Source organism: Siphonobacter sp. BAB-5405 (genome assembly GCF_002872335.1).
Taxonomy (GTDB): Bacteria; Bacteroidota; Bacteroidia; order Cytophagales; family Spirosomataceae; genus Siphonobacter.
Genome location: NZ_NJAG01000001.1, coordinates 156,823 through 182,920 on the forward strand (window position 1 = coordinate 156,823; position 26,098 = coordinate 182,920).

Below are 26,098 nucleotides of genomic sequence, written 5' to 3' on the forward strand. Positions count from 1 at the left end.
TTGCATCAAATCGTACTTATTTCAGCACGTAAGCGTGGGCGGGCTCTCCTTTTTCGAGTTTGATACGTACGCCGTTAATTTCTTCGGGTAACCGGCGTTCCCAGTGTTTGGTCAGACTTTTCACCCGGACCAGGATGTACTCTTTTTCGTTTTCCCGCCGGATTGCCAGTCCCAGGAACCCCTGCTCATCGCGGAGTTGCCGGGACAATTCTTTTTTGATTTCGCCTACCGTACTCATCATCTTCATCATTTACTAAGGGTGACATTCAAGGCCCGTAATACATTGGCAATGGGATTGGCAAAGGTCAGATTCCCATCACCGGCAAACAACAAGCCGACGACTAATCCCGTTCCCGCTTCCACGATAATTGATCCCGAGTCGCCGGGCTGGGAAAATGCGTTTCCGTTTTCCCCTTCAATTTCGATCTGATCCACGAAATAGGCCTGCTTGCGACCAAACGTGACGGGTAAATCCGTGGAAAGCGAAACAACCGTGCCCGTGGTATACCCCGTGGTGCGACCGTATTTTTCCACTTTCATGCCGTACGTGGGCGTGGTAATGCCCGTCAGCGTAGCCAGCGGCGGATTCGACGGAGGAAAGTTAGTGGAAACCAGCGAATTATCCAAAGGTTCGGCCAGAGCGGCGTCGACTTCGTTGGTTCCGCTAAAATCGATGGGGACAAACCGGGCCAGCGTTCCGACCCGACTCGCATTCGATCCGCCATCGCGGACGCCGGGTTGCCAGATGGGATCGCCGGTTTTCGCTTCGTTGCCATTGGCGAAAACGTGATTGTTGCTGAGCCAGTACGTCTTTCCCTGATCGTATACAGCACAACCCAGCGTCCCCGCCGATACGAGTTCATGCCCGATGGACACGCCGTACCACAGGGGTCGCTGCGAGCGGCGGATGGGTTCATTGAAGGCAATGACCTGATTGGCGTGAATCATGCGTAAATCCGGCTCGTCGACTTCCAGTACGGTAGCCAGAGCCGTAATTTCCTGCGGAGAAAGGGGATTTTGAACGAGCACGCGAATGTGGTACTCCTCCGTTCCCTCCCGTCCAATCCCGATTCCGGCAATGGCGGGCTGGATGAGATGCGTACTGCTTTCGAGTACCGTATCCAGTCCGAACGCCCGCACAATTTTATGTTGAGTAGCCAGCAACTGGCCCGACAATACACTTTTGGCCTGTACGGCTTTTTGATAATTCATACTGTTTTTAGCAACAAGTATATATTCTGTTTCGCAGGAACGGCTGGTTTTTAATTCGTATACAGTCGAAACTTATTCATAAAAAATAATGACCAACTAGTATTCTAGATTAGTATTTCGTTCCGCTGAGAGGGCTGGTCATTAGTCCGTATGACATTCTTTGTAAAAACTTTCTAACAGCTAATAACTAGTATCACAGTGTCAGTATTTCGTCCCGCAAGCACGGCTGGTCATTAGTCTCTATGCATTCCATGCCGGGCATCGCATGCGGGGCATCCCATGCCGGCACGCCCGCCGCTCTTTTCATCCTGCACTAGGCCACCGCGTTGCGGATGAAACCATTCCATGGTGGCCGCCATGAAATGGAAGGCGGCTTGAGCCCCAGAATGGAATTCCGCCATGGAATGGGATAGGACGGGGTGCGGTTTTATGTCGCCCATGAAGGCATTTGACTCTGTTCTAACAACTGGCAACAAACAACTATCAACTTTCAAAAGATGTCAGAAGATGCAAACCTCTCCCGCACATGAGCATTCCATTCTGGGCCATTCCATGGCGGCAACTGAACGACCTACGACAGCCGCAACGCGGTGGCCCTGGAGTAGGCTGTCGTCAGGCGTGGAGGGGTCCAGCCTGGAAGGCTCATGTGCTACTAGCCAGCCAGTAAGAAGTGCCAAACTCCGTCTAGGTGAATAACGAAGCTCCATAAGAACTCACTACAAAGGGACTACTAGTCAGCTAGTAAGGAACACCAAAACTGGTCTTTATAAACCGTAAACACCCCTTAGGATTTACGAAACGCCCCATAACTACTCAACTTATCTGCCCGCAGTACCTGACCCGTGGACTGAAACAGCATATAGTTTACTTCTACTGAGGCATGGTACTCGATCACCGCATTTCGCCAGAGGCGTTTGGTAACCTGATACGATCCCTGCGAGGAAATTTGCAATCGCAGGTGGTACGCGGCAGGTTCCTGCAATACTTGATGAAGCTGTTCGATCTGTCGCAACGAGGCCAGCGTGGATACCGGACTTTCAGTAACCTGTAAGTCGGTCCAGATTTTTGTCCCCGTTTGCTGATACGATGCGAGGGCCGTTTTCAATGCATCAACGGTTTGGGTTCGTTGCCGGGCCTGAAACATTTTTTCCGCTTCGTTGCCCGCCCAGGTAGCCAGACGTTCGCGAAAGGCTTCCAGATCCAGATTCGTCTCCGTCGTGCGTTCCAGTAGCTGAGAAAGTTCCGATAAGGTTCGTAACACTACGGATTCCGATCTAACCCGAACAGGATATAGCCGTGGATAAAACAAAGTCACGGCAGCCTGACTGCCTTGCAGCTCTTTTTGCAAGAGAGCTACGGCGTCTTCTTCACTGAGCGTTACCGGCTGACTCCTGATTTCCACTTCTTTCCGAAACAACTGCACCAGTTCGGCCAGCGACTGTACTACGCCCGTGGCCAAAGCCGGAGCCGCCAGCCATCCCATACCCAAATTCTGACTTTGTGCCAGCGGTTTATTTTCCAGCAAGGCCCTCCCCTGCTCCAGCACTTCACGGGCTTGATCCAGAGTCGTTTGAATCGACGTATTCAGCGACTGAAGTTGCTGAAGTATCAGTTGATAATTGCTCAACGCCATTACATCCGATTCCTGATAAATAATGAGTCGTGTTCCTGCAGTCAGAATCGTCTGATTATCGGTGTACACCTGCCTCATCAGTACGCGTAACTGCTGATGAGCGGATTCGGTGATTTGCGGAAATTGTACGCCTTCCCCCACTAAAATACTTCCGCTGGGTACAGGCAGAGGATTCGTGGGTCGTTCGCCCGTAAGCGTTCTGATCTCGGCTACCCGCGTTTCGGCGATGCGTTTTTCGGCTTCTACGCGTTCAGCCCGGGCTTTTGCCAGCGTAGCTGCCTGGCGGGCCTGCTTCAACTCGGCCTCTTCGGCGGGCGTAGTTCCTTCCATAGTAGGTAGTCAGAGGTTAAAGAATAGGGCAGGTATTCCCACCAAACGATTCATTTCTCAAAAGAGCTGATTACGGTCTAGAGATACAAGTTTTTAGGAAGAAATAAGGCAGGCGAAAATGATTTTGCCACTACCCGGCACAACTGGTTTTCTAGCCTGCCAAGCTTAATGAAACCCTTTGGAGCGACGCAGAACTAACAAACGTTTCCAACTTTCTACGATCTACTAACTCTTTTTCCACTCATCCCGGTAAAGTGACCACTCATCCCTGAAATATTAAAAAAACGCCCCTGACTGCAACGCAGCCCTGATTCGCTGCATCCTTGGTGTGTAAATAAGGTCAGCCGTTTTGGAACGCAAACCCCATCAATCACCGCTCATCCAGCAACCAAGCCTTACATACTACTTTGCATTGCATAGTACCTGTTTTCAACCCAACTTTGAATCATCAATCAGGCCAGTCACCTCTGATGAACGTACCCAAGCCATGATTTTCTAAAACAACCGATTAGCTCACTTTTGCCTGTCAATCTCAATCGATAAAAGCCATGAAAACTTCCATTCAATCTCTGTTCGCTCTTGCTTTTGCTTTCGTTACCCTGAACAGCTTTGCTGCTCCTCGTCCAACGGAAGATCCTAAGGGAACCGCTAAATCTTCTTATGCCGTCAATGTCTTCAAAGGGAAACAAGGCAAAGTCAACTTTCTGTTGGAAAAAGTAGCGGGTAAGAAACTGATCGTTTCGCTGCGAAATGCCAAGGGCGATATTCTTTTCAGTGAAAACATCAGTAAAAACGCTACCGGCTACGCCCGCCGTTTTGATATGAACGAACTGGCCGATGGTCAATACCACATTGAAGTGACCGATGGTGAAACCGTCGTCAAAAAAGACATCAGTCTAAATACCGATAAGCCCACTCGCGTGGTGTTTGTGAATTAATTAATTTCCCTATATTCCTTCAATCGTGTCTGAATGCTCTCAGGCCTTTGTCTAGCCGACAAAGGCCTGAAACTTTTTTATAGGGGGTAATCGAAATCGGGAACCCTCTTTTACAAAAGAATCTTTTGTAAAAACCCGACTCTTAAAAAAAGTCTATCGGTTACCTTTGCACCCCCGAAGCAATAAAACGTACTATGACTACAGCAACGGCTCGATTAATTACGAAGCCTTCTGTCCCGACCGAAGCTCTCCGTGACCTCGCTGCCCGCCTTGAAGGCGAATTCTACTACGACGAAACCATGCGTACGCTTTACGCAACGGATGCCTCGGCGTATCGCGAGTTTCCTACGGCTGTAGCCTTGCCCAAGACGCAGGAAGACCTTAAAACGCTCATCGCCTTTGCCCGGCAGTACCACACCTCGCTTATTCCGCGTACCGCCGGTACGTCTCTGGCGGGTCAGGTAGTGGGGGCCGGTATTGTGGTTGACGTTTCCAAATATTTTAATAAAATCCTGGAAATCAATCCCGAAGAAGGATGGGTACGGGTACAGCCCGGCGTCGTACGCGACGAACTGAACCTGTTCCTGAAACCCTACGGATTTTTGTTTGGACCCGAAACGTCCACGGCTAACCGGGCCATGATTGGGGGTATGGTGGGCAATAACTCCTGCGGTTCCAACTCCGTTGTTTACGGTTCCACGCGGGAACACGTTCTGGAAGTGAAAACCCTACTGGCGGATGGTTCGGAAGCTACCTTTGGTTCCCTTTCGGCAGATCAACCTCTGGTACAATCTCTGCTTAAAGGCGAAACTACCTTGCCGGGTATTTCCAACCATTTAGAAGCCGACATTTATCGCAAGACCTTTGAAATTTTAAAGGATACAGCAAATCAGGAAGAAATCCGTAAGAATTTCCCGAAACCCAGCATCGAACGCCGGAATACGGGATACGCCCTGGATATGCTGCTCTACTGCGAGCCGTTTACGCCCGGAGGTATGGATTTCAATTTCTGCCAGCTCCTGGCCGGATCGGAAGGTACGCTTTGCTTTCTGACGGAAATCAAATTGCACATCAATCCTCTACCACCTAAGGAAGCGGGCTTGATTTGCGTACACTTTCATTCGGTCGATGAGGCCTTACGGGCCAATATCATCGCCATGCAGTACAAGCCTTCGGCGAGTGAGTTGATCGACCATTACATTCTCGAGTGTACGAAAGAAAACATCGAACAGAGTAAAAACCGCTTTTTCGTGCAGGGCGACCCCGGAGCCATTCTGGTCGTTGAGTTTCGAAAAGAAACCAGGGAGGAAATTCTGGAAGTAGCCGCCCGCATGGAAGCCGAAATGAAAGCGGCTCACCTGGGCTACCACTTCCCCATCCTGTTTGGAGCCGATACGGGTAAAATCTGGGCCCTGCGTAAAGCCGGATTAGGGCTGCTTTCCAACCTGCCCGGTGATGAAAAAGCCGTAGCGGTGATTGAAGATACGACGGTCGATATCCATGACCTGCCCGACTACATTCGGGATTTCAACGAAATTCTGGCGAAAAACGGCATGAGTGCCGTGCACTACGCCCACGCGGGTTCGGGCGAGATTCACCTGCGTCCGATCATCAACCTGAAGACCCGCGAGGGGAATCAGCAATTCCGGTTGATTGCCGAAGAAATTGCCAAACTGGTAAAGAAATACGACGGTTCGCTTTCGGGTGAACACGGCGATGGCCGCTTGCGGGGCGAGTTCATTTCCTGGATGGTGGGCGAGAAAAACTACGCCCTCATGAAGGAAGTGAAGCGGATGTGGGATCCGGAAAATATTTTCAATCCCGGAAAAGTGGTTGATACGCCGCCCATGCATACGTTTCTGCGATACGAGCCGGGTCAGCAAACGCCGCATTTCCAGACCTTTTTCCGGTATCAGAATCAGGACGTGCTTCAACACGCCGAGCAGTGCAACGGTTCGGGCGACTGCCGTAAGACGGAATTGAGCGGTGGTACCATGTGCCCCAGTTTCATGGCGACGCGAAACGAGAAGGAAACGACGCGAGCCCGGGCCAACATCCTGCGGGAGTTTCTGACTAATTCTACGCAAACCAACCGTTTTGCCCACGACGAGATCAAGGAAGTTCTCGACCTCTGTCTGCTCTGCAAGGGTTGCAAGGCCGAATGCCCTTCAAACGTGGATATGGCGAAACTCAAAATGGAGTTTTTGCAGCATTACTACGAAGCCAAAGGCGTACCACTACGTTCGAGGCTGGTGGCTAATTTTACTTCGCTGAACAAACTGGCTAGTCTGGCTCCCTGGGCGTATAACGGCATTTTTGATACCCCGGCCTTGCGACGCGTGGCAAATAAAATGGTCGGTTTCCACCCGGATCGTACCATGCCTTTGCTGGCGAAGCAAACTTTTACCAACTGGTGGAATAAGGAAGCCAAAACGAAAAAACCGTTAGCTCCGAGTTTCTACCTGTTTGCCGATGAATTCACGAACTATAATGACGTGGAAATCGGCAAGAAAGTTGTGCAGCTTTTTGAGCGATTGGGTTACAATGTGCTATTACCCGGCGAAAACATGCAGTCGGGACGGCCCCAGTTGTCGAAAGGCTTACTGAAAATGGCGAAAGAAGTAGCCAACCGTAACGTGCGACTACTGCGTACGCTTATCACGAAAGATACGCCGCTGGTGGGTGTAGAGCCTTCGGCCATTCTTACCTTCCGCGATGAGTATCCTGATCTGGTAGATGAAGAACTGGTTGACGATGCCAAAGCCATTGCCTCGCACACCTATACGTTCGAGGAATACCTGGCTCAGGAACTCGACGCCAAACGCGTCAAAGCTGATCAGTTTACGACCGAAAAACGGCTTATCAAACTGCACGGACACTGTCAGCAAAAGGCCATGAGTTCGCTCGTGCCGAGTAAGAAAATTCTGTCCTTACCCGCTAACTACGAGGTCCAACTCATTCCTTCGGGATGCTGCGGTATGGCCGGAAGTTTTGGGTACGAAGCCGAGCATTACGACGTTTCCATGAAAATTGGGGAACTGGTTCTTTTCCCAACGATTCGCAAACAGCCCGAAGAGGTGATCATCGCCGCAGCGGGTACGAGTTGCCGCCACCAGATTCACGATGGTACGGGTCGGGAAGCCCTGCACCCGGCGGAGATATTGTGGAATGCGTTGGCGAAATAGCCGGTATACTTCTTCCATCAAAAGCCTCGCAGTCGCTTCATATATTGGGGCAACTGTGAGGCTTTTTGTTTCTAAATGTCTCATTCATTTACGCTGAAGCATGGGCTTTCAAACAGGTCCAGAGCATACCTTAGCAAGAAGAGATGAACCAAACGCTACGGAAATTGATTTATATGTATATACACACATTGACTCATGACACTTCGTACCATTCATAAACTCATTCATCCGCAGCCTCGCCCCATGGGCCCGCTAACGATGCACCAACCCCTGCCCGCTGCCGGAATTGATCAGATTGATCCGTTTTTATTACTGCACCACCACGGTCCACAGAACTTTCCGGGTCGGAATAGTGGCTTACCCTTTGGCCCCCACCCTCACCGGGGTTTTGAAACCGTCACGTTCATTTACGAAGGCGATGTGCAGCACCGGGATAGCAGCGGTTTTGCCAGTACGATTGACAGAGGGGGCGTTCAGTGGATGACGGCAGGCAGTGGTTTAGTTCACTCGGAAGGCTCGTCGCCTGAATTTCGGGAAAAAGGGGGCCCGGTCGAACTCATTCAGCTCTGGACTAATTTGCCCGCTCAATTCAAAATGGTGGCTCCCCAGTACACGGGTTTACAGCAAAAAGACATCCCGACCGTAACCCTTCACAAAGGTACGGCAGCGGTGGTTTCGGGAACCTGGGACCATACACAAGGCCCCATTCAACCGATTTATGAGGTTGCACTGGCAAACATTACCCTGGAGGCGGGTGGAAGCTTCACCCGTACGATCGAAGCGAATCAGAATATTCTGTTCTATTTACTGAATGGAAGTATTACCGTCAACGGAACGGCCATTAGTGGTCGAACGCTGGTCGTTTTTGCGAACGAGGGGGAAGAAATTCAGGTACAAGCCTCGGCCTACTCACGGATTCTCCTGGGTTCGGCCCTGCCCATCCAGGAACCCGTCGTCACGCACGGTCCGTTTGTGATGAATACTCGCGAAGAAATTCAGGAAGCCCTGTATGATTATCAGATGGGTAAAATGGGAACCTTATAACTTAGCGTTTTGGGTTTAGTGTTTTGAGTTTCGGGATAAGTGTCGGAATAGTGTATCAGGGAGTTGAATAGCTACAAAAAAACACTATGTCTTCAAGGTATCTAACCCTTACCAGTCAGAAACTTAACTCTAAACTCTAAACCCAAAACTCTAAACTAAAGCTTATACGCCTGGCGACCCAGTAGCAGCCACTTTCCTTTTTCCTTCACCCAGGTCAAGAGTACGCCTAGTTTGACTTGTCCCGCCTGCCCTTTGTTGGCCGTTTCGCCCGCGAGCGTATGCCGTACCAGAGCCGTACTACCTACTACCGTGACGGTTTGATCACTTAGGTTGATGGATTTAAAGACGGAATTTCCGTTTGTCAGGTTCTCTACAAACAGAGCTTTATCTTCAATCAGGCCGCTCGAATGTCCGTAATTAAGCCGATCATGGGTAATGGCCATCAGATCCGCTTTGTCTCCTTTCATCATGGCCGCTTTGAGTTGTTCAACGGCCTGCGTTACGGCGGTTTCTTCTTTCGACTGAGCCACAGCCGTAAGGGTAAGGGTTAGTAGTGCCATACTCACTACCAGTACTAGCGTTTTTTTCATAGCTATCCGGTTGTTTGGATTTACTCGTCCAGAGGTTTATTCAGAGAAGACGGATAAAAACGTTTCCTCCCTCATTACTTCCTAGATCAATCGGGTGCCGTTGGGTACCGGGCGTTCGGGTTGAGCCAGTACAATGGCTCCATCAGCATCGGGAAATCCCGTTACCAGTACTTCCGAAAAAAAGTTAGCGATTTGCCGGGGCGGGAAGTTAGTCACGGCGATCACCTGTTTTCCAACCAGTTCTTCCTTGGTGTAATGCACCGTAATCTGGGCCGAAGAACGTTTTTCGCCGAGTTCAGGGCCAAAATCAATCCAAAGCTGGTAGGCAGGTTTTTTGGCTTTAGGAAAATCTTCTACACGAAGAATCGTGCCGATCCGTAATTCTACGGCTTCAAAATCATTCCAGGAAATCATAAATGAGCGAGCTAATGAAAGGCACAAAAAAAGCCTTTTCGTTAGAAAGGCCAGCACTGAAGGGGCTAAAAAAATAAGTCTCCGATCCGAGAAACCCGAATCGGAGAGCGGCGTCTATCCAACCCACGTTATACCCGATCTGCAGACGCAGCGAGATCGAGTGAGATCTTTATGAATTTCCCCGAAGGGAGTCAATGCTTTTTTTAAAATCGAAATACGGAATTCGTATTCTTAAAACTGCCAAACATTCACTATCACGCTGATTGCGGCTGTTTTACTCTGCAACATTACAAGATTTTTCTCACATTCATACGCATTATTCCTAAATTTTTTTCAAATTGATGTATAAACATGCATTGTTCTTCATAAATGAGCTTTTTTACTCACCAACTAATGGCAGTTATCTGATCTCAATGCTTATAAAACTACCTGATTCTCTTAAAAATAAGCTTTTATGATGAGTTATTACCAAAAGCCTATGTATAAATTAATCATATCTTTCTTTAGAAGTTTTTTAGCAGGCTAAAAATCATCCTGCAGGACTTATTTTTGTTCCATGCTTATTCTTTCTATCGATACTTCTACGCGAGTTTGCTCCGTAGCATTGCATCAGCAGGGCGAATTACTGGGTTGCTATGAACTGTTGACGGAGAAAACCCATTCGTCCCTACTCACGACGCTCATTGAAAAGGTCGTAACGCACGCGGGTTTTTCGCTTTCTCAACTTGATGCCGTGGCCATAGCCAAAGGTCCGGGATCGTACACGGGCTTACGCATCGGCGTATCCACGGCGAAAGGATTATGTTATGCTCTGGATAAACCCCTGATTGCCGTTCACACCCTGGAGGCCATGGCGGCCCAGTTACAGCCGTTCTATCCGACCACCCATGTGCTCTGTCCCATGATTGACGCCCGTCGGATGGAAGTATACTGTGCCGAATACGAAGCGGGTACCCGACAAGTGTTGCGAGAGACGCAAGCCCGTATCATCGACGAACATAGTTTTGCGGAACTTTTACAGGAGCGTCCCGTTGTGTTCTTTGGCGATGGGGCCGCTAAATGCCAGCCCCTGCTGGCTTCGTATCACCAGGCTATTTTTCCATCGGTGAGCATTCATCCCTCGGCGGTTACGGTGGGTTATCTGGCCAAGGAGGCGTTTGATAAGCAGGCGTTCGAAGACCTGATTACGTTCGAGCCTTACTACCTGAAAGAATTTATGGGCACATTGCCCAAAGCTAAATTATAGTTGACATGGAAACACCAGAAATTATCAACCGGGTTGCTACGTCGGGCCTGGTTACGCTGGATCTGGAAACCTACTATCATTCGGGCGAACGGGTCCTATACGACCTGAAGGATAACCTGTTTATGGAGGCTATCCTGCGGGAAAAAGATTTCCGGGAGTTTCTTAAATCCCACGACTGGAGCCAGTATACCGGAAAAAATGTAGCGGTCCTCTGCTCGGTAGACGCAATTGTACCCACCTGGGCGTACATGCTACTGGCCATTCACCTGGAGCCTTTTGCCCATACGATTGTTTTCGGCGATGCCCAGGCCCTGGAGGACAAGCTGTTCTACGAGGCACTCGAGCAGATTAATCCGGAAGACTACCGGGGAGCCCGCGTAGTCGTGAAAGGCTGCAGTACCTATCCCGTACCCGTAGCGGCGTACGTAGAGATTGCCCGGAAACTTCGCCCGGTCGTACAGACGCTCATGTTTGGTGAACCTTGCAGTACCGTTCCGCTCTACAAAAAAGCGAAACAGTAGGTTCAGAAATCGTTCGGCAATTCGTATAATCCGGAGCGAATGGCTTTCTGCCATTCCGCTTCGGGGCTGTACCCTTCCCTCTGATACATGGGGTTAGATACCCTGCCGACGGAGCGAAAATCGTGAACATCCTTTATCAATGCGGCCCGCTGGGTTTTAATAACGGGCGTATTTTTCACGTAGGTCAATCCACAAAAGACGACACTTCCCACCAGGCCAACGCTGGCGAACAAACGTCGCCACCGGACATTCTCCAGAACGGGTAAGGCCAGTACATAAACGAGGATAAACGCCAGAGCGGTGGCGATCCGGTATCGAGGCACGCAAATGGCCAGTATTGGCGGGCGGTGTAGGGAAATGGCTCCGGCAGTTAAAACAACGAAACCGAAGTAGGCCAGATTAAACGCTTCGGCTGGATTGGATCCCACCGAACGGGAATCCTTCCAGGCCTTTCGCAACCACAGCAGACTTCGTACAGCCACGAACGTACAGAGCACAATTCCTACCCCCATAGGAACAATAGGCCCATTAATGGCCGCCGGCAGAGAGGTGGGGAATCCGATCAGTGCTCCGATGTAGCCAAATCCGGCCTGTATCACTTCCCACAAACGATTCTGCCGATGGTGCATATTTCCCACAAAATCCTGAAAATAGGTGTTTGCAACCCAGCCGAAGGCCAGGGTCCATCCGATCAGTTGTCTTCTTTTTCGTTGCATAACCAGCAGCACTAACCCTAGTGGCCATACGAATAGACCATTGCCGCTGGTAAAGGTGGCCAGCAGAGCCATACTCAGACTACCGGCAAAGCGAATCCAGCCCCGGCCTGGCTGGTCAGACACCCCTGTTAAGTCTGGACTGATGAGCCACCATAAAGACCAGCCTGCCCAGCACCAGACCCCCAGGTTTTGCAGAGCAGCCATGGCAAAGAAAGTATTCTCAAAATACTGTAGCTGAAACAGCAGAAACGGCACCGGCAGAAAGTAAAAAAGCGGTAAGGCGGTAGACTGGAAACTACGATAAAACAGCCCTAAAATGCCCAACAAAGCCAGATTTCCCCAAAGGATGATGGATCGAAAATTAATGGGGCCGCACGCATACGCTACGAGCGATACCCAGCGGGTATAGCCAATCCGGTGTTCATTGTGTAAAGCGATACTCCAGCCAAAAGCCTCTTTTATTGTAGGAGCTTCACGAATCAGCTGGGTCGATGCCAGAATGGCGTGAAAGTCGTCGAGTTGAGGTACGTTCACAGCAAAGCGAATGACCCAAAGGAAATAAATCGATACTGGCAGGAGCAGTATCGCGGCAATAAGCGAACGCATTGATGTTAGGTCAGGTAGTTGGACAGTAGGTTTCGGGGGTTGAAGTGGCCCGATTCATTGTTTCTCAAAACTAAAAAAAAACCTGAAATCACGTTTTCATTTCTTAATAAATCCGGGCTTTCCGGGGCTTTACCTATAGGGGGTATAACTTGCTGCTTTCTTTTCGGTACTTTTGCCGAAAGTTTGTACGCATGAACGCTACCCTAGCTAATACCATTTTCCGCCAGAGCATTGACGTGTATCACCAGACGGATCATGTAGATACCCCCCTTCAGAATCCGTACGAAGCCCAAAGTATGGAGGCCCTGCTGTACCAGAAAAACTGGATTGATACGGTACAGTGGCATTTGGAAGATTTGATTCGCAGCCCGGAAATCGCTCCCGAAGAACTGGTTGGACTGAAACGTCGCATTGACCAGTCCAATCAGGACCGGACGGATACGGTTGAAAAAATGGACGACTGGTTTATTGCCCTCCTGGGCGATGCTCCCCGCAAACCAACGGCCCGGCTGAATTCTGAAACCCCTGCCTGGCTCCTGGACCGTATGTCGATACTCCAGTTGAAAATTTATCATTTCCGTGAACAGGCTCAACGTTTGGAAGCTTCGGATGACCATCGGCAGAAAGCCCAGCAAAAATTACACCTGTTACTCGAACAAGAAACGGATCTGGCGAACTGCTTTGACGAACTGCTCGAAGATATTCGCAACGGTGATCGCTATATGAAAGTGTACCGGCAGATGAAGATGTACAACGACCCTACCCTGAATCCCGTTTTATACCAGCAGAAGTAAGGAGCGAGCATACGCCGAGTGATGAAGCAATTAATTATTTTCCGGTTTTCGGCCATGGGCGACGTGGCTCTGTTAACGCCCGTCGTACGGGCCATTGCCGAGGCCTATCCCGATCGGCAGCTTACCGTCGTCACGCGACAGAAGTTTGCTGTCTTTTTCGAAGGTATGCCGGGCGTTCGGGTGTTCGGAGCTGATCTGGCCGGTCGCCACAAGGGCATGACAGGTCTGTATCGACTGCACCTTGATTTGAAGGAAGCCGGACCTATTGAGTACATCATTGATACGCACCAGAATTTGCGGACGGCTATTCTGAAAACCTTCTTCCGGTTTTCGGGTATACCCAGCGTTACGCTTGACAAGGGACGACAGGAGAAGAAGGCATTAACCCGGCAGGAAAACAAGATTCGGCGTCCCCTGCTCCACAGCATCGAGCGGTACCTGGATACCTTCAGCCGGGCGGGTTACGCCGCTACGCTAGGTACGGCTCCGTACTTTGCTACGTCAGCAGCAACTGAAGTACAGGATTTTCTGAGAAACATTCCCGCTAAAAAATCGAATGAAGTCTGGCTGGGTGTTGCTCCTTTCGCCCAGCACGAGCCTAAAATGTGGCCTTTCGAACGCATTCAGCCAACTCTGGAGCTTATCCGTCAGCAACGACCGGTTCGGATTTTTCTCTTTGGCGGTGGAGCGGCTGAAGTTGCTCAGTTACAAACGTTGGTGGAGACGTTTCCCGAAGCGGTACTGGTCGCCGGAAAACTTTCCTTCCGGGCCGAACTCACGCTGATTCGTCAGCTTGAGCTGATGCTTTGCATGGATTCCGGCAATATGCACCTGGCCGCCTTGAGTGGCGTACCCGTACTTTCGATCTGGGGAGCCACGCACCCCTACGCAGGTTTCGGCCCCTGGGGCCAATCCGAAGGGAATATGATTCAGATTTCGCCGGATGAATTGTCCTGTCGTCCGTGCTCCGTATTTGGGAATAAACCCTGTTTTCGGGGCGATCTGGCCTGCATGAACTGGATTACGCCTGAACTGGTAGCTGACCGGGCTCTGCAATTACTTGACACCCCCTAAAAGCAATCGGGTCCCGCTGGCGGCCAGGACCCGATCGTACTCTAATCCACTACAGGAAGCAGTCCCTGTTGGCGGTCAGGTTCTACTCGGCACTTATCTATGTTACTCACTCATTCGTTGTTACGGCTAACGTTACTTCTACGTTGTTACGGGTAGCGTTTGAATACGGGCATACCTGATGAGCTTTCGCTACCAGAGCTTCGGCCGTAGCCTGATCTACCCCTGGTACATTAGCATTCAGGGTAACGGCCAGTCCAAATCCACCGGCATCGTTTTTACCAATACTTACTTCCGCAGTAATCGTCGTCATACCCGCTTTTACTTTTTCAGTACGGATAATCAGGCTCAGAGCACTGTCGAAACAAGCGGCATAACCAGCCGCAAAGAGTTGCTCGGGGTTCGTGTAGGCTCCACCGGGGCCACCCATTTCTTTCGGAGTCCGCGTTTGCAGATCCAGTACCCCATCACTCGATTTTACCTGACCGTTGCGACCACCTGTGGCGGTTGCGTGGGCCGTATATAATTTTTCCATGGCTGTTGATGTTACGATACTTGGGTATGTTGTACTAAAAATTGTTGCAGCTGCTCGCGTAGCTGCGTAACCTGCTCCCGTTCCAGACGCAGACAGCTAAACATTTGGTCTGGGATGGACGCGGCCTGCTCCTGTAAGGCTTTTCCGGCTTCCGTCAATGTAATGTTTACCACCCGTTCGTCGTGACTGCTGCGGATACGGGTCACCAGGGCTTTTTCCTGCAACCTCTTCAAGAGGGGCGTCAGCGTCCCGCTATCCAGCCAGAGTTGTTCGCCTAATTCTTTTACCGTGACCGACTCTTTTTCCCACAGTACCAGTAAAACTAAATATTGCGGATACGTCAGCGAAAGTTCTTCCAGCAAAGGACGATACAGACCTGTAACAAGCCGGGACGCAGCGTACAGCGGAAAACAAAGTTGCTGATCAAGCTTAAGCTGTTCCATATTCATCTTACGATTACAAATATATTGTGCACAATTTAATTTTGAACAATTATTTAACCCCTATTTTTATAAATAAATGCGAATGAAAGGCAAAAATCACTTATATCACTGACTATCAACGTAAAAAAAGATGCCTGTCGGTTTCCCGGCAGGCAATTATTGTTGTTCTCAGGCTATTTCAGGTATTCAACGAATGTAAAACGAAGGTCAATTCTTCCAAAGCTTCGTCGACGTGCCGTTCGGTTGTGCGAAAGTTGACGAAAGCCGCCCGCAGACAAAACGTGTCTCCCAGTAACGTTGGCGTCATCAATACTTTCCCCCGCTGATTGAGTAAGGCCAGGAATTCAGCGGCTCGCTCGGGCACCTGGCGAAGCGTAAAACAAACGACGTTGAGCCGCACCGGAGCCACCAGCCGGAAATCCGTACTGGCTTCGAGGGCCGCTCCCAGACGTCGGGCACAGGTTACACTTTGCTCGACCATAGTCGCAAAACCCGCTTTTCCGTAAGCCATGAGACTGAACCAGGCGGGTAAAGCCCGCAATCTCCGGGAATTGTCAGGCAGAAAATTCAGGTACGAAAAATTCGCTTCCGGATCACCCAGGTACGGAGCATTGGAATTCTGGAAGGTTTGTACCTGTAAATGCTGATGTTTTCGCTGTGTGAAAATGACGGCACTATCGTACGGAACATTCATCCACTTGTGGCAATCGACGGTGATACTGTCGGCGTTTTCCCAGCCCCGCAAGCGGTCGGCGTATTGGGGTGAGCAGGCCGCAAATCCGCCAAAAGCCGCGTCTACGTGCCACCAGAATGGGTACTGCTGCCGGAGTCGCTGTACGCCGAGGAAATCATCAAAATCGACGGTATTTACCGTTCCGGCACTTGTACTGACAATGATGGGCTGGCCCTGATACTGGCGGAGTTTTTCTTCCAAGTCTTCCAGATCAACGGCTTCACGATCCGGAAGGGTCCGCAGTTTGATCAGGCGATTACTACCCATTCCCAACATCGCCATGGCTTTGCGTACGGCCGAGTGCGGGGTAGCCGCCAGAACGATGGGTTGCACGGACAAGCCTTCCCGAGCAATATCCTGACCCATTTGTACGCCTGCCCACTGCCGGGCTACGGCTAGACCCGTGAAAATGGACATGGTCGCTCCCGATACAAACCCGCCCGTGAAGGTATCCGGTAAGCCCAGCAACTGCCGCATGCTTCGAATCGTTTCGACTTCCAACTGAGCCGAGCGATCACCCGTTCCCTGAAGGCTCTGCGGATTCGCATCAAATACGGACGTGAGCCAGTCGCCCGCCATAGCCGCTGGCGTGGTACCACCCACCACATAACCCCAGTACCGAGGACCGGCACTGGCCACCATCCAAGGCTGGTAATGCTGGCGGAAAAAGGCCAACGCCTGAGCGGTTCCCCAACCCGCTTCGGGCAATTCTGCCGAGACGAAATCCTGTACCTGCGGGCTGGTGGGTACGGATTCGATATTCTGAAGATAGGCCGTGGCCTGGGACCGGACTTCTGCCAGCAGGTCATCCCACTGCTCGATGTCCGTTTGCAAAAATGAATTCATGGCTTTTACTACAGGAAAGTTTGAAGGCTGAACCGGCGATGGTAATTCATTTGACCGGTATGATAGGCGAGATGTATGAGCAGATGCGTTAGGACTACGGCAATGCTTTGCTCGGGGAAAATCGACAGCACCTCCGTCGGATACGGAGCTTCGAGGTCGTCCATCTGCTCGATGGACTGCCGAATCAGGGCGGGCAAAGCATTTACTTCCGTTAGTAAGGCCGTACGTGAAAAAACTTGCTGCGTAAACTCGGCTTCGCGGTTGCGTTGGTACGGCACCTTACCCAGCGTCAGGCCAATGTAGGTTTTCAGATTACCGATCAGGTGTTGCCCCAGATGTCCGGCGGAATTAATGATTCCGGGTACTACCGCCCAAAGCGTTTCTTCATTCGGATAGGCCTGCAGTTCACTGGAAAGTTTGGCCAGTTCACGATCATAAAATCGGATATAGTCGGCTTTGGTCATGGGTGGAGAAACGATAGAAGGACTAACGATCTTTTTTGTTTGAACCGGCATGGGCTGAATAGACTTTCCTACCCATGCTGTTTTCATTCGATGAAAAGGACTTACGCCTCCGCTGCTTCGACAACCAAAGCTCTCTTTTTCTCCTGCTGTCGTCGGTACCCCTGATTGACCAGATACACGCCCACCATAGTAATAGCAAAGGCCAGTCCCGTAATCCAGGTGACGTGTTCGTGCAAAATCAAATAACCTAAAACAATGGCCACCAGCGGATTAATATAGGCATACACCGAAACTAAACCCGCGGGCAACTGGGACATCGCGTACAGATACGACACAAACGCAACAATCGATCCGAAGATAATCAGGTACAGCAAAGCCAGCCCCGAAGTCAGACTCAGCGAGGGCAGGTGCTGCCAATCTTCCGCCAGAGCACTGAGTACCCAAAGGCCCGTACCTCCGACCAACATTTGAATAGCCGCATTGAAGAAGGCATGGGACTGAGCCCGGTGCGTTTGCGTATACAGCCCCCCACTCGCGAAAGACAGGCACGAGAAAAGCGTTACGCCAATGCCCATCAGCGACTTCCGATCGGCCATGAAGTTCATGTGATCGCGAAAGACCAGTAGTACACCCAGAAAACCCATGAGCATCCCCAGAACGATCCGGCCATTGAGCTTATCCTGCGGTCGGATGACGAGTTGAATGAGGATGGTAAACAACGGAATCAGCGAGCAAATGAGAGCCGCCAGTCCACTCGGAATAAAGCGTACAGCCCAGCCCACGATGCCCGTTCCGAAGGTAATCATGCACAAGCCGGGAATGATTTGCAGTTTAATATCGGACCATCCGCCGGGTACGGCCCGGTATCGGATCACGACGAACGTGAGTAACAACAGCCCGGCTGTCATATTGCGAAGAGCCATGAATAACAGAGCCGGAAAGCCCGCCACCCCAATACGGGCGGCCAGGTAGGTCGTGCCCCAGAGGAAACAAATGGTAGCCAGAGCTACATACGCTTTTTGAGTGTTTCGCATCGCCGTAGTCAGGAAAGTACGCCGCAAAACTCGGGTTTCTTTCCAAGCGAAAACAGATGCAGATTTTTAAAATAAGAGCAGAACAGATTTACTTCCATTATCTCGGAAATCTTCGGTATGATTCTCAGTATGAAACCCATACTTTCAGCTTCCGGCTTTTACCTTTGTACTCCGAACAGATTACCATCGCTGTCTTTTGTTTCGTTATGGCGAACGCATCCCTTACCGAAGAGTTTCTATACGTTCAGGTAGCCGAACGGCTGGAAAAGCAAATGGAGAGCCAAATTCTCAAGACGGGCGATAAACTTTTATCTCTGCGGGCTCTGAGTCTGGAACAAGGCATCAGTCTGAGTACTGCCTATAAAGCGTACGTCGAATTGGAAAATAAGGGCCTGATCGAAGCCCGACCTAAGTCCGGGTATTTCGTTCGGTATACGTCCAGGCGGGTCCCGCAGCTCCTGCCCGCCCCGCCCGTTGATCGTTCGCCGGAAAAGGTCAGCGTCGACGCCATGATTCGCCGGGTATACGAAAACCTTTCCCAAACTGATGTGATCAAATTATCCGTAGCCACCCCGGCTCTGGAACTGCTACCCGAAGCCAAGCTCAACAAAGCCATGCTGGAAGCCCTCCGGCAAAACCCCAGCAGCTGTACGGACTACGAAGAACTACGCGGGAACCTGACCTTACGCAAACAGATTGCCAAACACGCCTTCAACTGGAATGGCACCCTTACGGAACACGAGGTAGTAACCACGCAGGGTTGTATGGAGGCTCTGGTCTTCTGTCTGAAAGCCGTTACCAAACCCGGCGATACGGTAGCCATTGAAAGTCCGACCTACTTTGGCATTTTCAATGTCATGAAAAGTCTGGGGCTGCGGGTACTCGAAATTCCTACCGATCCTACCGAGGGTATTCGAATCGATTTGCTGGAGCAGGCTTTGGAAACAACGTCCATTGCGGCTTGCCTGTTCGTCCCTAATTTCTGTAATCCGGTGGGAGCCTTGATGCCCGATCACCGCAAGAAGCAGTTGGTCAAACTGTTGGCTTCGCGGGAAATCCCGCTGATTGAAGACGACATTTACGGAGAAATGTACTTCGGTAAAACCCGGCCCCGTACCTGCAAGAGTTTCGATACGCAGGGACTGGTCATGCTCTGCTCGTCAGTATCCAAAACGCTGGCTCCGGGGTACCGGGTGGGCTGGTGCATTCCGGGCCGTTTTCTCGAACAGGTCCTGAGTGTCAAACTCATGCATACGGTGTCTTCGGCTACGCCTACGCAGGCGGCCATTGCCATCTTTTTTGAAACGGGTCGGTATGATTTACACATGCGAAACCTGCGGAAAGCCCTCCACACGCAATGTTTGCGGTATTTACAGGCTATTGCCGACTATTTCCCCAGAAGTACGAAAGTCAGTCGTCCGCAGGGTGGGTACGTTTTGTGGATTGAGCTGGAAGCAGGCATCGACGCGTTTGAAGTATACGAAAAAGCCTGGCTCGAAAAGATTAGCATTGCTCCGGGGCATATCTTCAGTACGGATGCCCGGTTTACGAATTACCTGCGAATCACATTTGGGGCTCCGTATACGCCAGAAATCGATAAAAGTCTGAAGAAACTGGGACGCCTGATTGAGTCCTTGCGGAAATGAACCATTCCTAAAAACTGAAACGTCCCGCCTGCTTCAGGCGGGACGTTTCAGTTTATTTCTCCGTCTTTTCGGATTTAGCTTTGGTTTCTTTGGTGCGAACCGTTGGGTACTTGATTCCTAGCTGTTCGAGATAGGATTTGTACTTCGTTGGATCGTAGTAGTACTTCTTCATTTTCTCCCGAAACTCCGCCATGATTTCGGTATTGAGGTGGATGGCGGGTTTGTCCGTTTCCCGTACCAGGGGTTCGTATTTGACGTCCTTGGTTTGCACAGTGGAGTAATAATTCCAGGCGTTTTTGACCAGATCCGGACTGACGAGCAAATCCAGAATCGTCATGGCTTCTACCTTGGCCCCGGCAGTAATCCCCTTGTGAGCAATCGGCGTGGCCATCGAGATCGCATTAGCCCAATGGTGACCTGGCAGCCCAGGAATATTGGAAGGGTACCGCAGGACAATCGTCGGCATAGACCAGGAAATATCCGCAATATCGTCAGAACCCCCTCCCATCGATACCACGGGTGGCTCGATGGTACTGTCGAGTTTAACGGCCAGTCCGCTTTTCTCGGGTGACATCAATTCTTCCTGAATGGCTTTCGCCAGCGTCTGATCTTCCGAGGACCAGGTCGGCAGCCCTACCTTTTTAATGTTTTTGAACGTCGCTTCAGCGATGGGCTTACTGAAGTGTCCTGGCCAGGCCGAGCCCAGTATTTCGTAGGTGTACTTGGTATCAGTCATGATGGAGGCACCTTCCGCCATTTTCACACCATAATCGAATAATTGTTTAATCTTATCGTAACTCCGTTCCCGGAAGTAATACCATACCGAAGCTTTGGAAGGCACCACGTTGGGCTGATCGCCCCCGTCCACGATCACGTAATGCGAGCGTTGCGTGGGCAACAGGTGCTCCCGCTTGAAATTCCAGCCAATGTTCATCAGTTCTACCGCGTCCAGGGCACTGCGGCCCCGCCAGGGAGCACCGGCGGCGTGAGCGGCGGCTCCTTCAAAATTGAACTTGACCGAAACCAGTCCGTTGTTGCCGACATCTCCGTACACAACCCCCAGATTATTTCCTACGTGGGTGAAGATACAGGCGTCTACATCCTTGAAATAACCGTCCCGAATGTAATACGCCTTGGTCCCTACCTGCTCTTCGGCCACACCCGGCCAAAGCATGAGTGTACCCGAAATCTTTTCCCGCTCCATGATTTTCTTTAAAGCCAGGGCCGCGGTGATATTCAGCGGATTGCCCGAATTATGGCCTTCCCCGTGGCCGGGGGCTCCGTCGATGATGGGATCGTGGTAGGCGACGCCGGGCTTTTGCGAGGCTTTCGGAATACAGTCAATGTCCGAGCCAACGGCAATTTTAGGTTTTCCGCTACCCCAGGTTGCTGTCCAGGCCGTTGGAATACCACCGATGCCGCGTTGAATGGTAAAGCCGTTTTTCTCCAGAACGCCCGTCAGGTATTTGGACGTTTCGTGTTCCTGAAAGCCCAGTTCGCCGAAGCTGAAGACCATATCATTCATTTCAGCAGAAAAGTCTTTCATTTTATCAATTTCTGCCGCCAACTCCTGCTTGAGAGCCTCCAGCTTTTTCGCCGGGACGAGCAGATTTGCCGTCGCTTCGGGAGCTTTCTTTTTGCTCTGGGCCGAGGCGATTCCGCAACCCATCGTTACCAGCAATACCAGCAGAGCCGGGATTGAAATAGAAGATTTCATGGATGGTTTTGGTTTAGGATGATGGATCGTTGATTGAATCCGCACGTTCCAAAATTTTAGTTTTAGAACGTGCGGATGACTCTTTGAATAGAAGGTTTTAAGAGTTCGAAGGGAACGCCTCTGAAATTCGTAGGTTGTATACAATATACCTCACTTGCATGGGATTGGCAGGCAGCTGTTAAAGGCTGTACAAGTGGTACAGCTTTGAAAACTTGTACCTCCATCAAGTCCCAACCCCGGAGGGGTTTTATGCGATTAGCCCCGTATGAAATGCGGGGTGCGTCCCGCCCGGTAGGCACAGCCTACCAACTTTTGCGTCCGTAGCCAATGCTACGGACAACGCGTGTGAGCGGGGCGGGGAAACTGCAAACTGCCTCCTACCACTCGCAGCTATACGCATCAAAACTACCAATCGGTGCTCCGTCGGGTTCTTTCGAGGGAGGCGTAATCACCACCGTTTCCGGACTACTTTCAAACTGCTGAATCTGGGCCAGAGCAAATTGATACTGAGCCTTTTGATTGACGTCACTCGTAGTTGCTTTTCCCAACCACGCCTTTAGTTCCTGTAGTTTGAGCGTAGCCACAGCCCGTACTTGGTTGGCAGCATCTTTATTGGCCGCCAGTTGAATGAGCTGATCGAGTACCGCACCGTTCACCACGCGTTGTACTTCTCCCGCGTAGCCTGCCTGGGGGGCCGACTTCCAGGTCGTTTCTACCACTTTATCTACGACTTCGCTGAAATCGGGTAAGCTGTTATCAATGGCATGATTCCCAATCAAACGGGCGGCCCGTTCGTGTTGCAGGACGAATCGCAGCGTCATTCCTGCCGCAGCTTCAGCGGGAGCCAAGGGATCGAAGGTTAGACCCGTACGATCTTTGAAAACCTCCCGGTAATTTTCGTTAAAGCCGTACGGACGTGGGGGAATCAATTTGATGATGTTATTCGGCAGTACGAGTTCTTCCGCTTTCAGGGTCGCCATCAAGGCATCCAGGGCCTGCCGCTGCTCGGCTCCACTCACGTACTCCATCACCTTCTGCTTATCGCCACGAACGGCGTAGGTGTAAAATACGCCGCCTACTACCTTACTGGCCGCTTCTACCTGATAGCGATGGAACAGGTACAGAGGAACGAGGGCTTCTTCCAGCGTAGCCATTGGAGCACCAACGGGAATTTTCTTCTCGCTGAAATTCGACAAAGCTATTCGGCGTACCTGCATCACCCGATTCAACTCTTCTACTGAATTTTTACCATTGTCCCATAAGTGCGTAATGGGATGAGCCGATCCTTCGGGCCGTCCATCCTGATCGCTCAGGAACAGAAAGCCTTTGTCGATGTAATCATCAATGATCTTCTTGAGTCCTTTCTTTTCTTCGTCTTTGTTTTTGAATTCCCGGTAGGCGTAGTTAATGGCAATCTTATCCCAATCACCAATCTGCTTGGTGTACGCATCGGACAGACTTAGCTTGTTTTGCCCCATGATACGTACCAGTGGGTGCGGGTAATCCATGACGGAAGCCCGGTCGTTTTGGTTGGAAGCGTAGTTGTGGGGTAAGCCGAGGGTATGACCCGTCTCATGGGCCCCGAGTTGCCGCAGACGGGCCAGAGCCATTTCTTCGGCTTCTTTACTGGGTTTGTCACCTTCGTATTCGCCCACCAGTCCATTGGCAATCAGGTAGTCCTGACGTACCCGTAGGGAACCCAGCGTCACTTTTCCTTTGATGATTTCACCCGTACGTGGATCGGCGACGCTGAAGCCGTACGACCAGCCCCGCGTCGAACGGTGTACCCATTGCACGAGGTTATAGCGAATATCCATCGGATCGGCGGTATCGGGCAGTACTTTCACCTGAAACGCATTCTTAAAACCCGCCGCTTCGTAGGCCTGATTCCACCAGGAAATGCCGTCCATCAAAGCCGAGCGAATGGGCTCGGGAGCACCGGGATCCATGTAGTATACAATCGGCTTGATGGGTTCAGAGACCGCCGCATTTGGATTTTTCTTTTGCAAGCGATGCCGACGAATGTAGCGTTTGGCAATGGGCGTACTAAAGGGCGAGGAATAGTCAAAAAACTCAATGGAATTGATGCCCGCCCGGGGGTCAAACTCACGGGGCTGATACCCGGCATCGGGCAATTTGATGAACGAGTAATGTTCCCGAATCGTGATGGCGTTTGGCGTCGGTACGACTTCCCGCAGGAACGGACCGGCCTGTTCGCCCGTCAGCGTCAGGGTTACCTCTACTTCGGTATTTTCCGGAAAGTTTTTAGTATAAGGCAGGTAGAACGCACAACGGCTGGGGTCCAGACGAAAGACACCCTGTTTGGCTCGGGCAATCGCCGAAGCGGCTTCGTACCCATCGCGTAGGTAGAAGTTAGTGGCATCAACCAGTACGGACTTCCCTTCTTCGGCCATGACATCAAAACCCCAGAGTACGGATTGAGCGAACGACTGCTCGACGGCCCGCATTTCCATTTTATCGCCCGAGGTCGCACGGTACCCGTAATTCTGTTCGACCATCAGTACTTTGGGGCCCGACCGTTGAAACTTGATGATTTTTCCGGCACTGATTTTTCCGCGATCCAGGCCGATGTCGTTGGAACCGATACCGGCGGGCAAGGCCGTATGAAAGAGAATTTCCGTATCCAGTTTGTCGATTTCCAGATACATTTTCCCTTTTTTGGCATCCCAGTACAAATTCAGATAGCCCGGCATTTTTTGCAGGCCCGTCGTAGCTCCGGAGATGCCCTGAGCCCAGAGATTGAACGAAAAGGCCAGGGATACGCCCAGTAAGAAAAGTTTACGCATACGAATAATTTTAAGAGGAAATCAAAATGGAAAGATGGGTACTCTTACAAATAAACTATGGCTGATTACTACATCTACAAAACAAAAGTTAGATTAATCAGCTTTTCACCGTCAATAATACAAAGGATCGGGTTTCAAATTTTCAGAATTGCGATTAATCCTGAAATTAATCCGTCCATTCTCTGAAGTTTGTGCTTCTTTCGCGAAGAAATTGAAGAATCTTACGCCTATGAACATTCTGGAGCTCGACCATGTGGCCCTATACGTGGCTGATGCCGAACAAAGCATACAGTTTTACCGGGACGTGCTGGAGTTAGAACCCCTGCCCCGCCCCGCTTTTGACTTTCCCGGAGCCTGGTTTAGTTTAGGTGGGAACAAACAGTTACACCTGCTGGGCAATCGGGCGGAACCGCTGGAAGAAACCGTGTTGGGTTCCCGAAAAAATCATTTTGCCGTAAAAGTGGCCGATATGGAAGAAACGGAAGCATTCCTACGCCGGAAAGGACTGACCTTTAGAGGCCCCAAGGCCCGACCCGACGGTATTCGTCAGATTTTCCTGCAGGATCCGGATGGCTACTGGCTGGAATTCAATGAATAGTTTCTGCGACTTCCAACGCTTTGGGGCCTTTTAGCGTCTATAGAAGGCAACAGTTTTGAAGTACCTCTCCTGTATACGCAGGGAGGTATCGACTTATTAGTAAAAAAGCTCCGTGGAAACGGAGCTTTTTTCTTATCATTAGTAGGGAGAGGTTAAATCAAACCTGCTTTCGCTTCCCGTAAGTACAGTTGAATGGTATTTTCCAGTCCGTAATACAAAGCATCACAGATGAGGGCGTGACCGATGGACACTTCCAGTAAGCCCGGAATATTCTGCTGAAAATACCGCAGGTTGTCCAGACTCAAATCATGACCGGCATTGATGCCGAGTCCTAAGGCATTGGCCCGTTCCGCCGCTTTGATAAAGGAATTCAGTGCCAGCGACTGATCAATGGAATATTGGTGAGCGTAAGGTTCCGTATACAATTCAATGCGGTCCGTACCCGTTTCGGCCGCTCCTTCCACCATGCGTTCGTCGGCATCGACGAAAATGGACGTACGAATACCCGCTTCCTTGAACATACCCACCAGATCGATCAATCGGCTGCGGTGCTGAATGGTATCCCAACCCGCGTTGGAGGTTACGGCTCCCAGTGCATCGGGTACCAGAGTTACCTGAGCGGGCTTTACCTGTAGTACCAGGTCCACAAATTTCTTTTCGGTTGGGTTGCCCTCAATGTTGAATTCCGTCGTTAGTACCTGACTCAAATCCAGCACATCCTGGTAGCGAATGTGCCGTTCGTCGGGCCGGGGGTGTACCGTAATCCCCTCCGCTCCAAAGCGTTCGCAATCCAGTGCTACTTTAACAACATTGGGATTATTTCCACCGCGAGAATTACGCAGGGTGGCTACTTTATTAATGTTTACCGAAAGACGAGTAGGCATAGACTGGATGATAAGCAGGGGATCACTGCGAAAAAACCCCTTCTGCGGTTGAGATTTTGTAACTTTGCAGCGTGGAGAACCATTCTTTGCG

24 protein-coding genes are annotated in these 26,098 nt (G+C 50.8%); 10 read left to right on the plus strand and 14 right to left on the minus strand.

Annotated elements, in window-relative coordinates:
• Positions 1-16 precede the first annotated feature (16 nt).
• Both BWI97_RS00625 and BWI97_RS00630 read right to left on the minus strand, forming a co-directional pair.
• Positions 17-250: a hypothetical protein gene (locus tag BWI97_RS00625; protein WP_102199654.1), complete on the minus strand. Its 234-nt coding sequence runs from the start codon at positions 248-250 to the stop codon at positions 17-19.
• Entirely contained in the window at positions 247-1,212 is a 966-nt protein-coding gene (locus tag BWI97_RS00630; protein WP_102199655.1) for a hypothetical protein, read from the minus strand. Before BWI97_RS00630 ends, BWI97_RS00625 begins: the two co-directional genes overlap by 4 nt.
• A gap of 526 nt (positions 1,213-1,738) precedes the next feature.
• Between BWI97_RS00630 and BWI97_RS27570 the strand changes: the two genes are divergently transcribed.
• Positions 1,739-1,879 (plus strand): hypothetical protein, encoded by a 141-nt coding sequence (locus tag BWI97_RS27570; RefSeq protein ID WP_158242652.1) that lies wholly within the window; start codon positions 1,739-1,741, stop codon positions 1,877-1,879.
• A 117-nt stretch (positions 1,880-1,996) separates the two neighbouring features.
• On the opposite strand, the gene BWI97_RS00635 is transcribed toward BWI97_RS27570, so the two are convergent.
• A complete protein-coding gene (locus BWI97_RS00635; protein ID WP_102199656.1) occupies positions 1,997-3,175 on the minus strand; it encodes a hypothetical protein in 1,179 nt (392 codons plus the stop codon).
• A gap of 548 nt (positions 3,176-3,723) precedes the next feature.
• Between BWI97_RS00635 and BWI97_RS00640 the strand changes: the two genes are divergently transcribed.
• The 3 genes from BWI97_RS00640 (at position 3,724) to BWI97_RS00650 (ending at position 8,342) form a co-directional block, all read left to right on the plus strand.
• The gene (locus tag BWI97_RS00640) at positions 3,724-4,113 is read left to right on the plus strand and encodes a hypothetical protein (RefSeq protein ID WP_102199657.1); all 390 of its coding nucleotides are present in this window, start codon (positions 3,724-3,726) and stop codon (positions 4,111-4,113) included.
• A gap of 194 nt (positions 4,114-4,307) precedes the next feature.
• A complete protein-coding gene (locus BWI97_RS00645; protein ID WP_102199658.1) occupies positions 4,308-7,298 on the plus strand; it encodes an FAD-binding and (Fe-S)-binding domain-containing protein in 2,991 nt (996 codons plus the stop codon).
• Between the two features lie 195 nt (positions 7,299-7,493).
• Complete coding sequence (locus BWI97_RS00650) at positions 7,494-8,342, plus strand: pirin family protein (RefSeq protein WP_199181967.1); 849 nt, start codon at positions 7,494-7,496, stop codon at positions 8,340-8,342.
• 155 nt (positions 8,343-8,497) lie between these two features.
• Here the strand turns inward: BWI97_RS00650 and BWI97_RS00655 are convergent, their stop codons facing one another.
• Together BWI97_RS00655 and BWI97_RS00660 are read right to left on the minus strand one after the other, a co-directional pair.
• A complete protein-coding gene (locus tag BWI97_RS00655) occupies positions 8,498-8,932 on the minus strand; it encodes a nuclear transport factor 2 family protein (protein WP_102199659.1) in 435 nt (144 codons plus the stop codon).
• A gap of 81 nt (positions 8,933-9,013) precedes the next feature.
• On the minus strand, positions 9,014-9,346 hold the full coding sequence (locus tag BWI97_RS00660; RefSeq protein WP_094814489.1) for a tRNA-binding protein: 333 nt from the start codon (positions 9,344-9,346) through the stop codon (positions 9,014-9,016).
• 556 nt (positions 9,347-9,902) lie between these two features.
• Here BWI97_RS00660 and tsaB point away from each other — a divergent pair.
• Together tsaB and BWI97_RS00670 are read left to right on the plus strand one after the other, a co-directional pair.
• Complete coding sequence (tsaB, locus tag BWI97_RS00665; protein WP_102199660.1) at positions 9,903-10,592, plus strand: tRNA (adenosine(37)-N6)-threonylcarbamoyltransferase complex dimerization subunit type 1 TsaB; 690 nt, start codon at positions 9,903-9,905, stop codon at positions 10,590-10,592.
• 5 nt (positions 10,593-10,597) lie between these two features.
• Positions 10,598-11,113, plus strand: coding sequence for a DUF2480 family protein (locus BWI97_RS00670; RefSeq protein ID WP_094814485.1), 516 nt, complete (start codon positions 10,598-10,600; stop codon positions 11,111-11,113).
• Between the two features lie 2 nt (positions 11,114-11,115).
• Here the strand turns inward: BWI97_RS00670 and BWI97_RS00675 are convergent, their stop codons facing one another.
• Positions 11,116-12,435: a hypothetical protein gene (locus BWI97_RS00675; protein WP_102199661.1), complete on the minus strand. Its 1,320-nt coding sequence runs from the start codon at positions 12,433-12,435 to the stop codon at positions 11,116-11,118.
• 191 nt (positions 12,436-12,626) lie between these two features.
• Between BWI97_RS00675 and BWI97_RS00680 the strand changes: the two genes are divergently transcribed.
• Positions 12,627-13,229 (plus strand): DUF4254 domain-containing protein, encoded by a 603-nt coding sequence (locus BWI97_RS00680; RefSeq protein WP_094814481.1) that lies wholly within the window; start codon positions 12,627-12,629, stop codon positions 13,227-13,229.
• Between the two features lie 21 nt (positions 13,230-13,250).
• A complete protein-coding gene (locus BWI97_RS00685) occupies positions 13,251-14,303 on the plus strand; it encodes a glycosyltransferase family 9 protein (protein WP_102199662.1) in 1,053 nt (350 codons plus the stop codon).
• A gap of 106 nt (positions 14,304-14,409) precedes the next feature.
• Here BWI97_RS00685 and BWI97_RS00690 read toward each other — a convergent pair whose 3' ends face one another.
• From BWI97_RS00690 to BWI97_RS00710, 5 genes are all read right to left on the minus strand, one after another.
• Positions 14,410-14,835 carry an organic hydroperoxide resistance protein gene (locus BWI97_RS00690; protein WP_102199663.1) on the minus strand — a complete coding sequence of 142 codons (426 nt, stop codon included), beginning with the start codon at positions 14,833-14,835 and terminating at the stop codon, positions 14,410-14,412.
• Positions 14,836-14,846: 11 nt separating this feature from the next.
• Complete coding sequence (locus tag BWI97_RS00695; RefSeq protein ID WP_102199664.1) at positions 14,847-15,284, minus strand: MarR family winged helix-turn-helix transcriptional regulator; 438 nt, start codon at positions 15,282-15,284, stop codon at positions 14,847-14,849.
• Between the two features lie 172 nt (positions 15,285-15,456).
• On the minus strand, positions 15,457-16,857 hold the full coding sequence (locus BWI97_RS00700) for a pyridoxal-dependent decarboxylase (protein WP_102199665.1): 1,401 nt from the start codon (positions 16,855-16,857) through the stop codon (positions 15,457-15,459).
• Between the two features lie 8 nt (positions 16,858-16,865).
• Positions 16,866-17,408 (minus strand): DinB family protein, encoded by a 543-nt coding sequence (locus BWI97_RS00705; RefSeq protein ID WP_102199666.1) that lies wholly within the window; start codon positions 17,406-17,408, stop codon positions 16,866-16,868.
• A 14-nt stretch (positions 17,409-17,422) separates the two neighbouring features.
• Positions 17,423-18,382: a DMT family transporter gene (locus tag BWI97_RS00710; protein ID WP_233207710.1), complete on the minus strand. Its 960-nt coding sequence runs from the start codon at positions 18,380-18,382 to the stop codon at positions 17,423-17,425.
• Positions 18,383-18,561: 179 nt separating this feature from the next.
• Here BWI97_RS00710 and BWI97_RS00715 point away from each other — a divergent pair, with 179 nt between their 5' ends.
• Positions 18,562-20,001, plus strand: coding sequence for a PLP-dependent aminotransferase family protein (locus tag BWI97_RS00715; protein ID WP_102199727.1), 1,440 nt, complete (start codon positions 18,562-18,564; stop codon positions 19,999-20,001).
• Positions 20,002-20,053: 52 nt separating this feature from the next.
• Here BWI97_RS00715 and BWI97_RS00720 read toward each other — a convergent pair whose 3' ends face one another.
• A complete protein-coding gene (locus BWI97_RS00720) occupies positions 20,054-21,718 on the minus strand; it encodes an amidohydrolase (RefSeq protein WP_102199667.1) in 1,665 nt (554 codons plus the stop codon).
• A gap of 377 nt (positions 21,719-22,095) precedes the next feature.
• Positions 22,096-24,525, minus strand: a complete 2,430-nt coding sequence (locus tag BWI97_RS00725; RefSeq protein ID WP_102199668.1) for a zinc-dependent metalloprotease — start codon at positions 24,523-24,525, stop codon at positions 22,096-22,098.
• Positions 24,526-24,754: 229 nt separating this feature from the next.
• On the opposite strand from BWI97_RS00725, the gene BWI97_RS00730 reads away from it, so the two are divergent.
• Complete coding sequence (locus tag BWI97_RS00730; protein WP_094816882.1) at positions 24,755-25,123, plus strand: VOC family protein; 369 nt, start codon at positions 24,755-24,757, stop codon at positions 25,121-25,123.
• 152 nt (positions 25,124-25,275) lie between these two features.
• Here BWI97_RS00730 and BWI97_RS00735 read toward each other — a convergent pair whose 3' ends face one another.
• A complete protein-coding gene (locus BWI97_RS00735; RefSeq protein ID WP_102199669.1) occupies positions 25,276-26,007 on the minus strand; it encodes a pyridoxine 5'-phosphate synthase in 732 nt (243 codons plus the stop codon).
• Between the last annotated feature and the right edge of the window lie 91 nt (positions 26,008-26,098).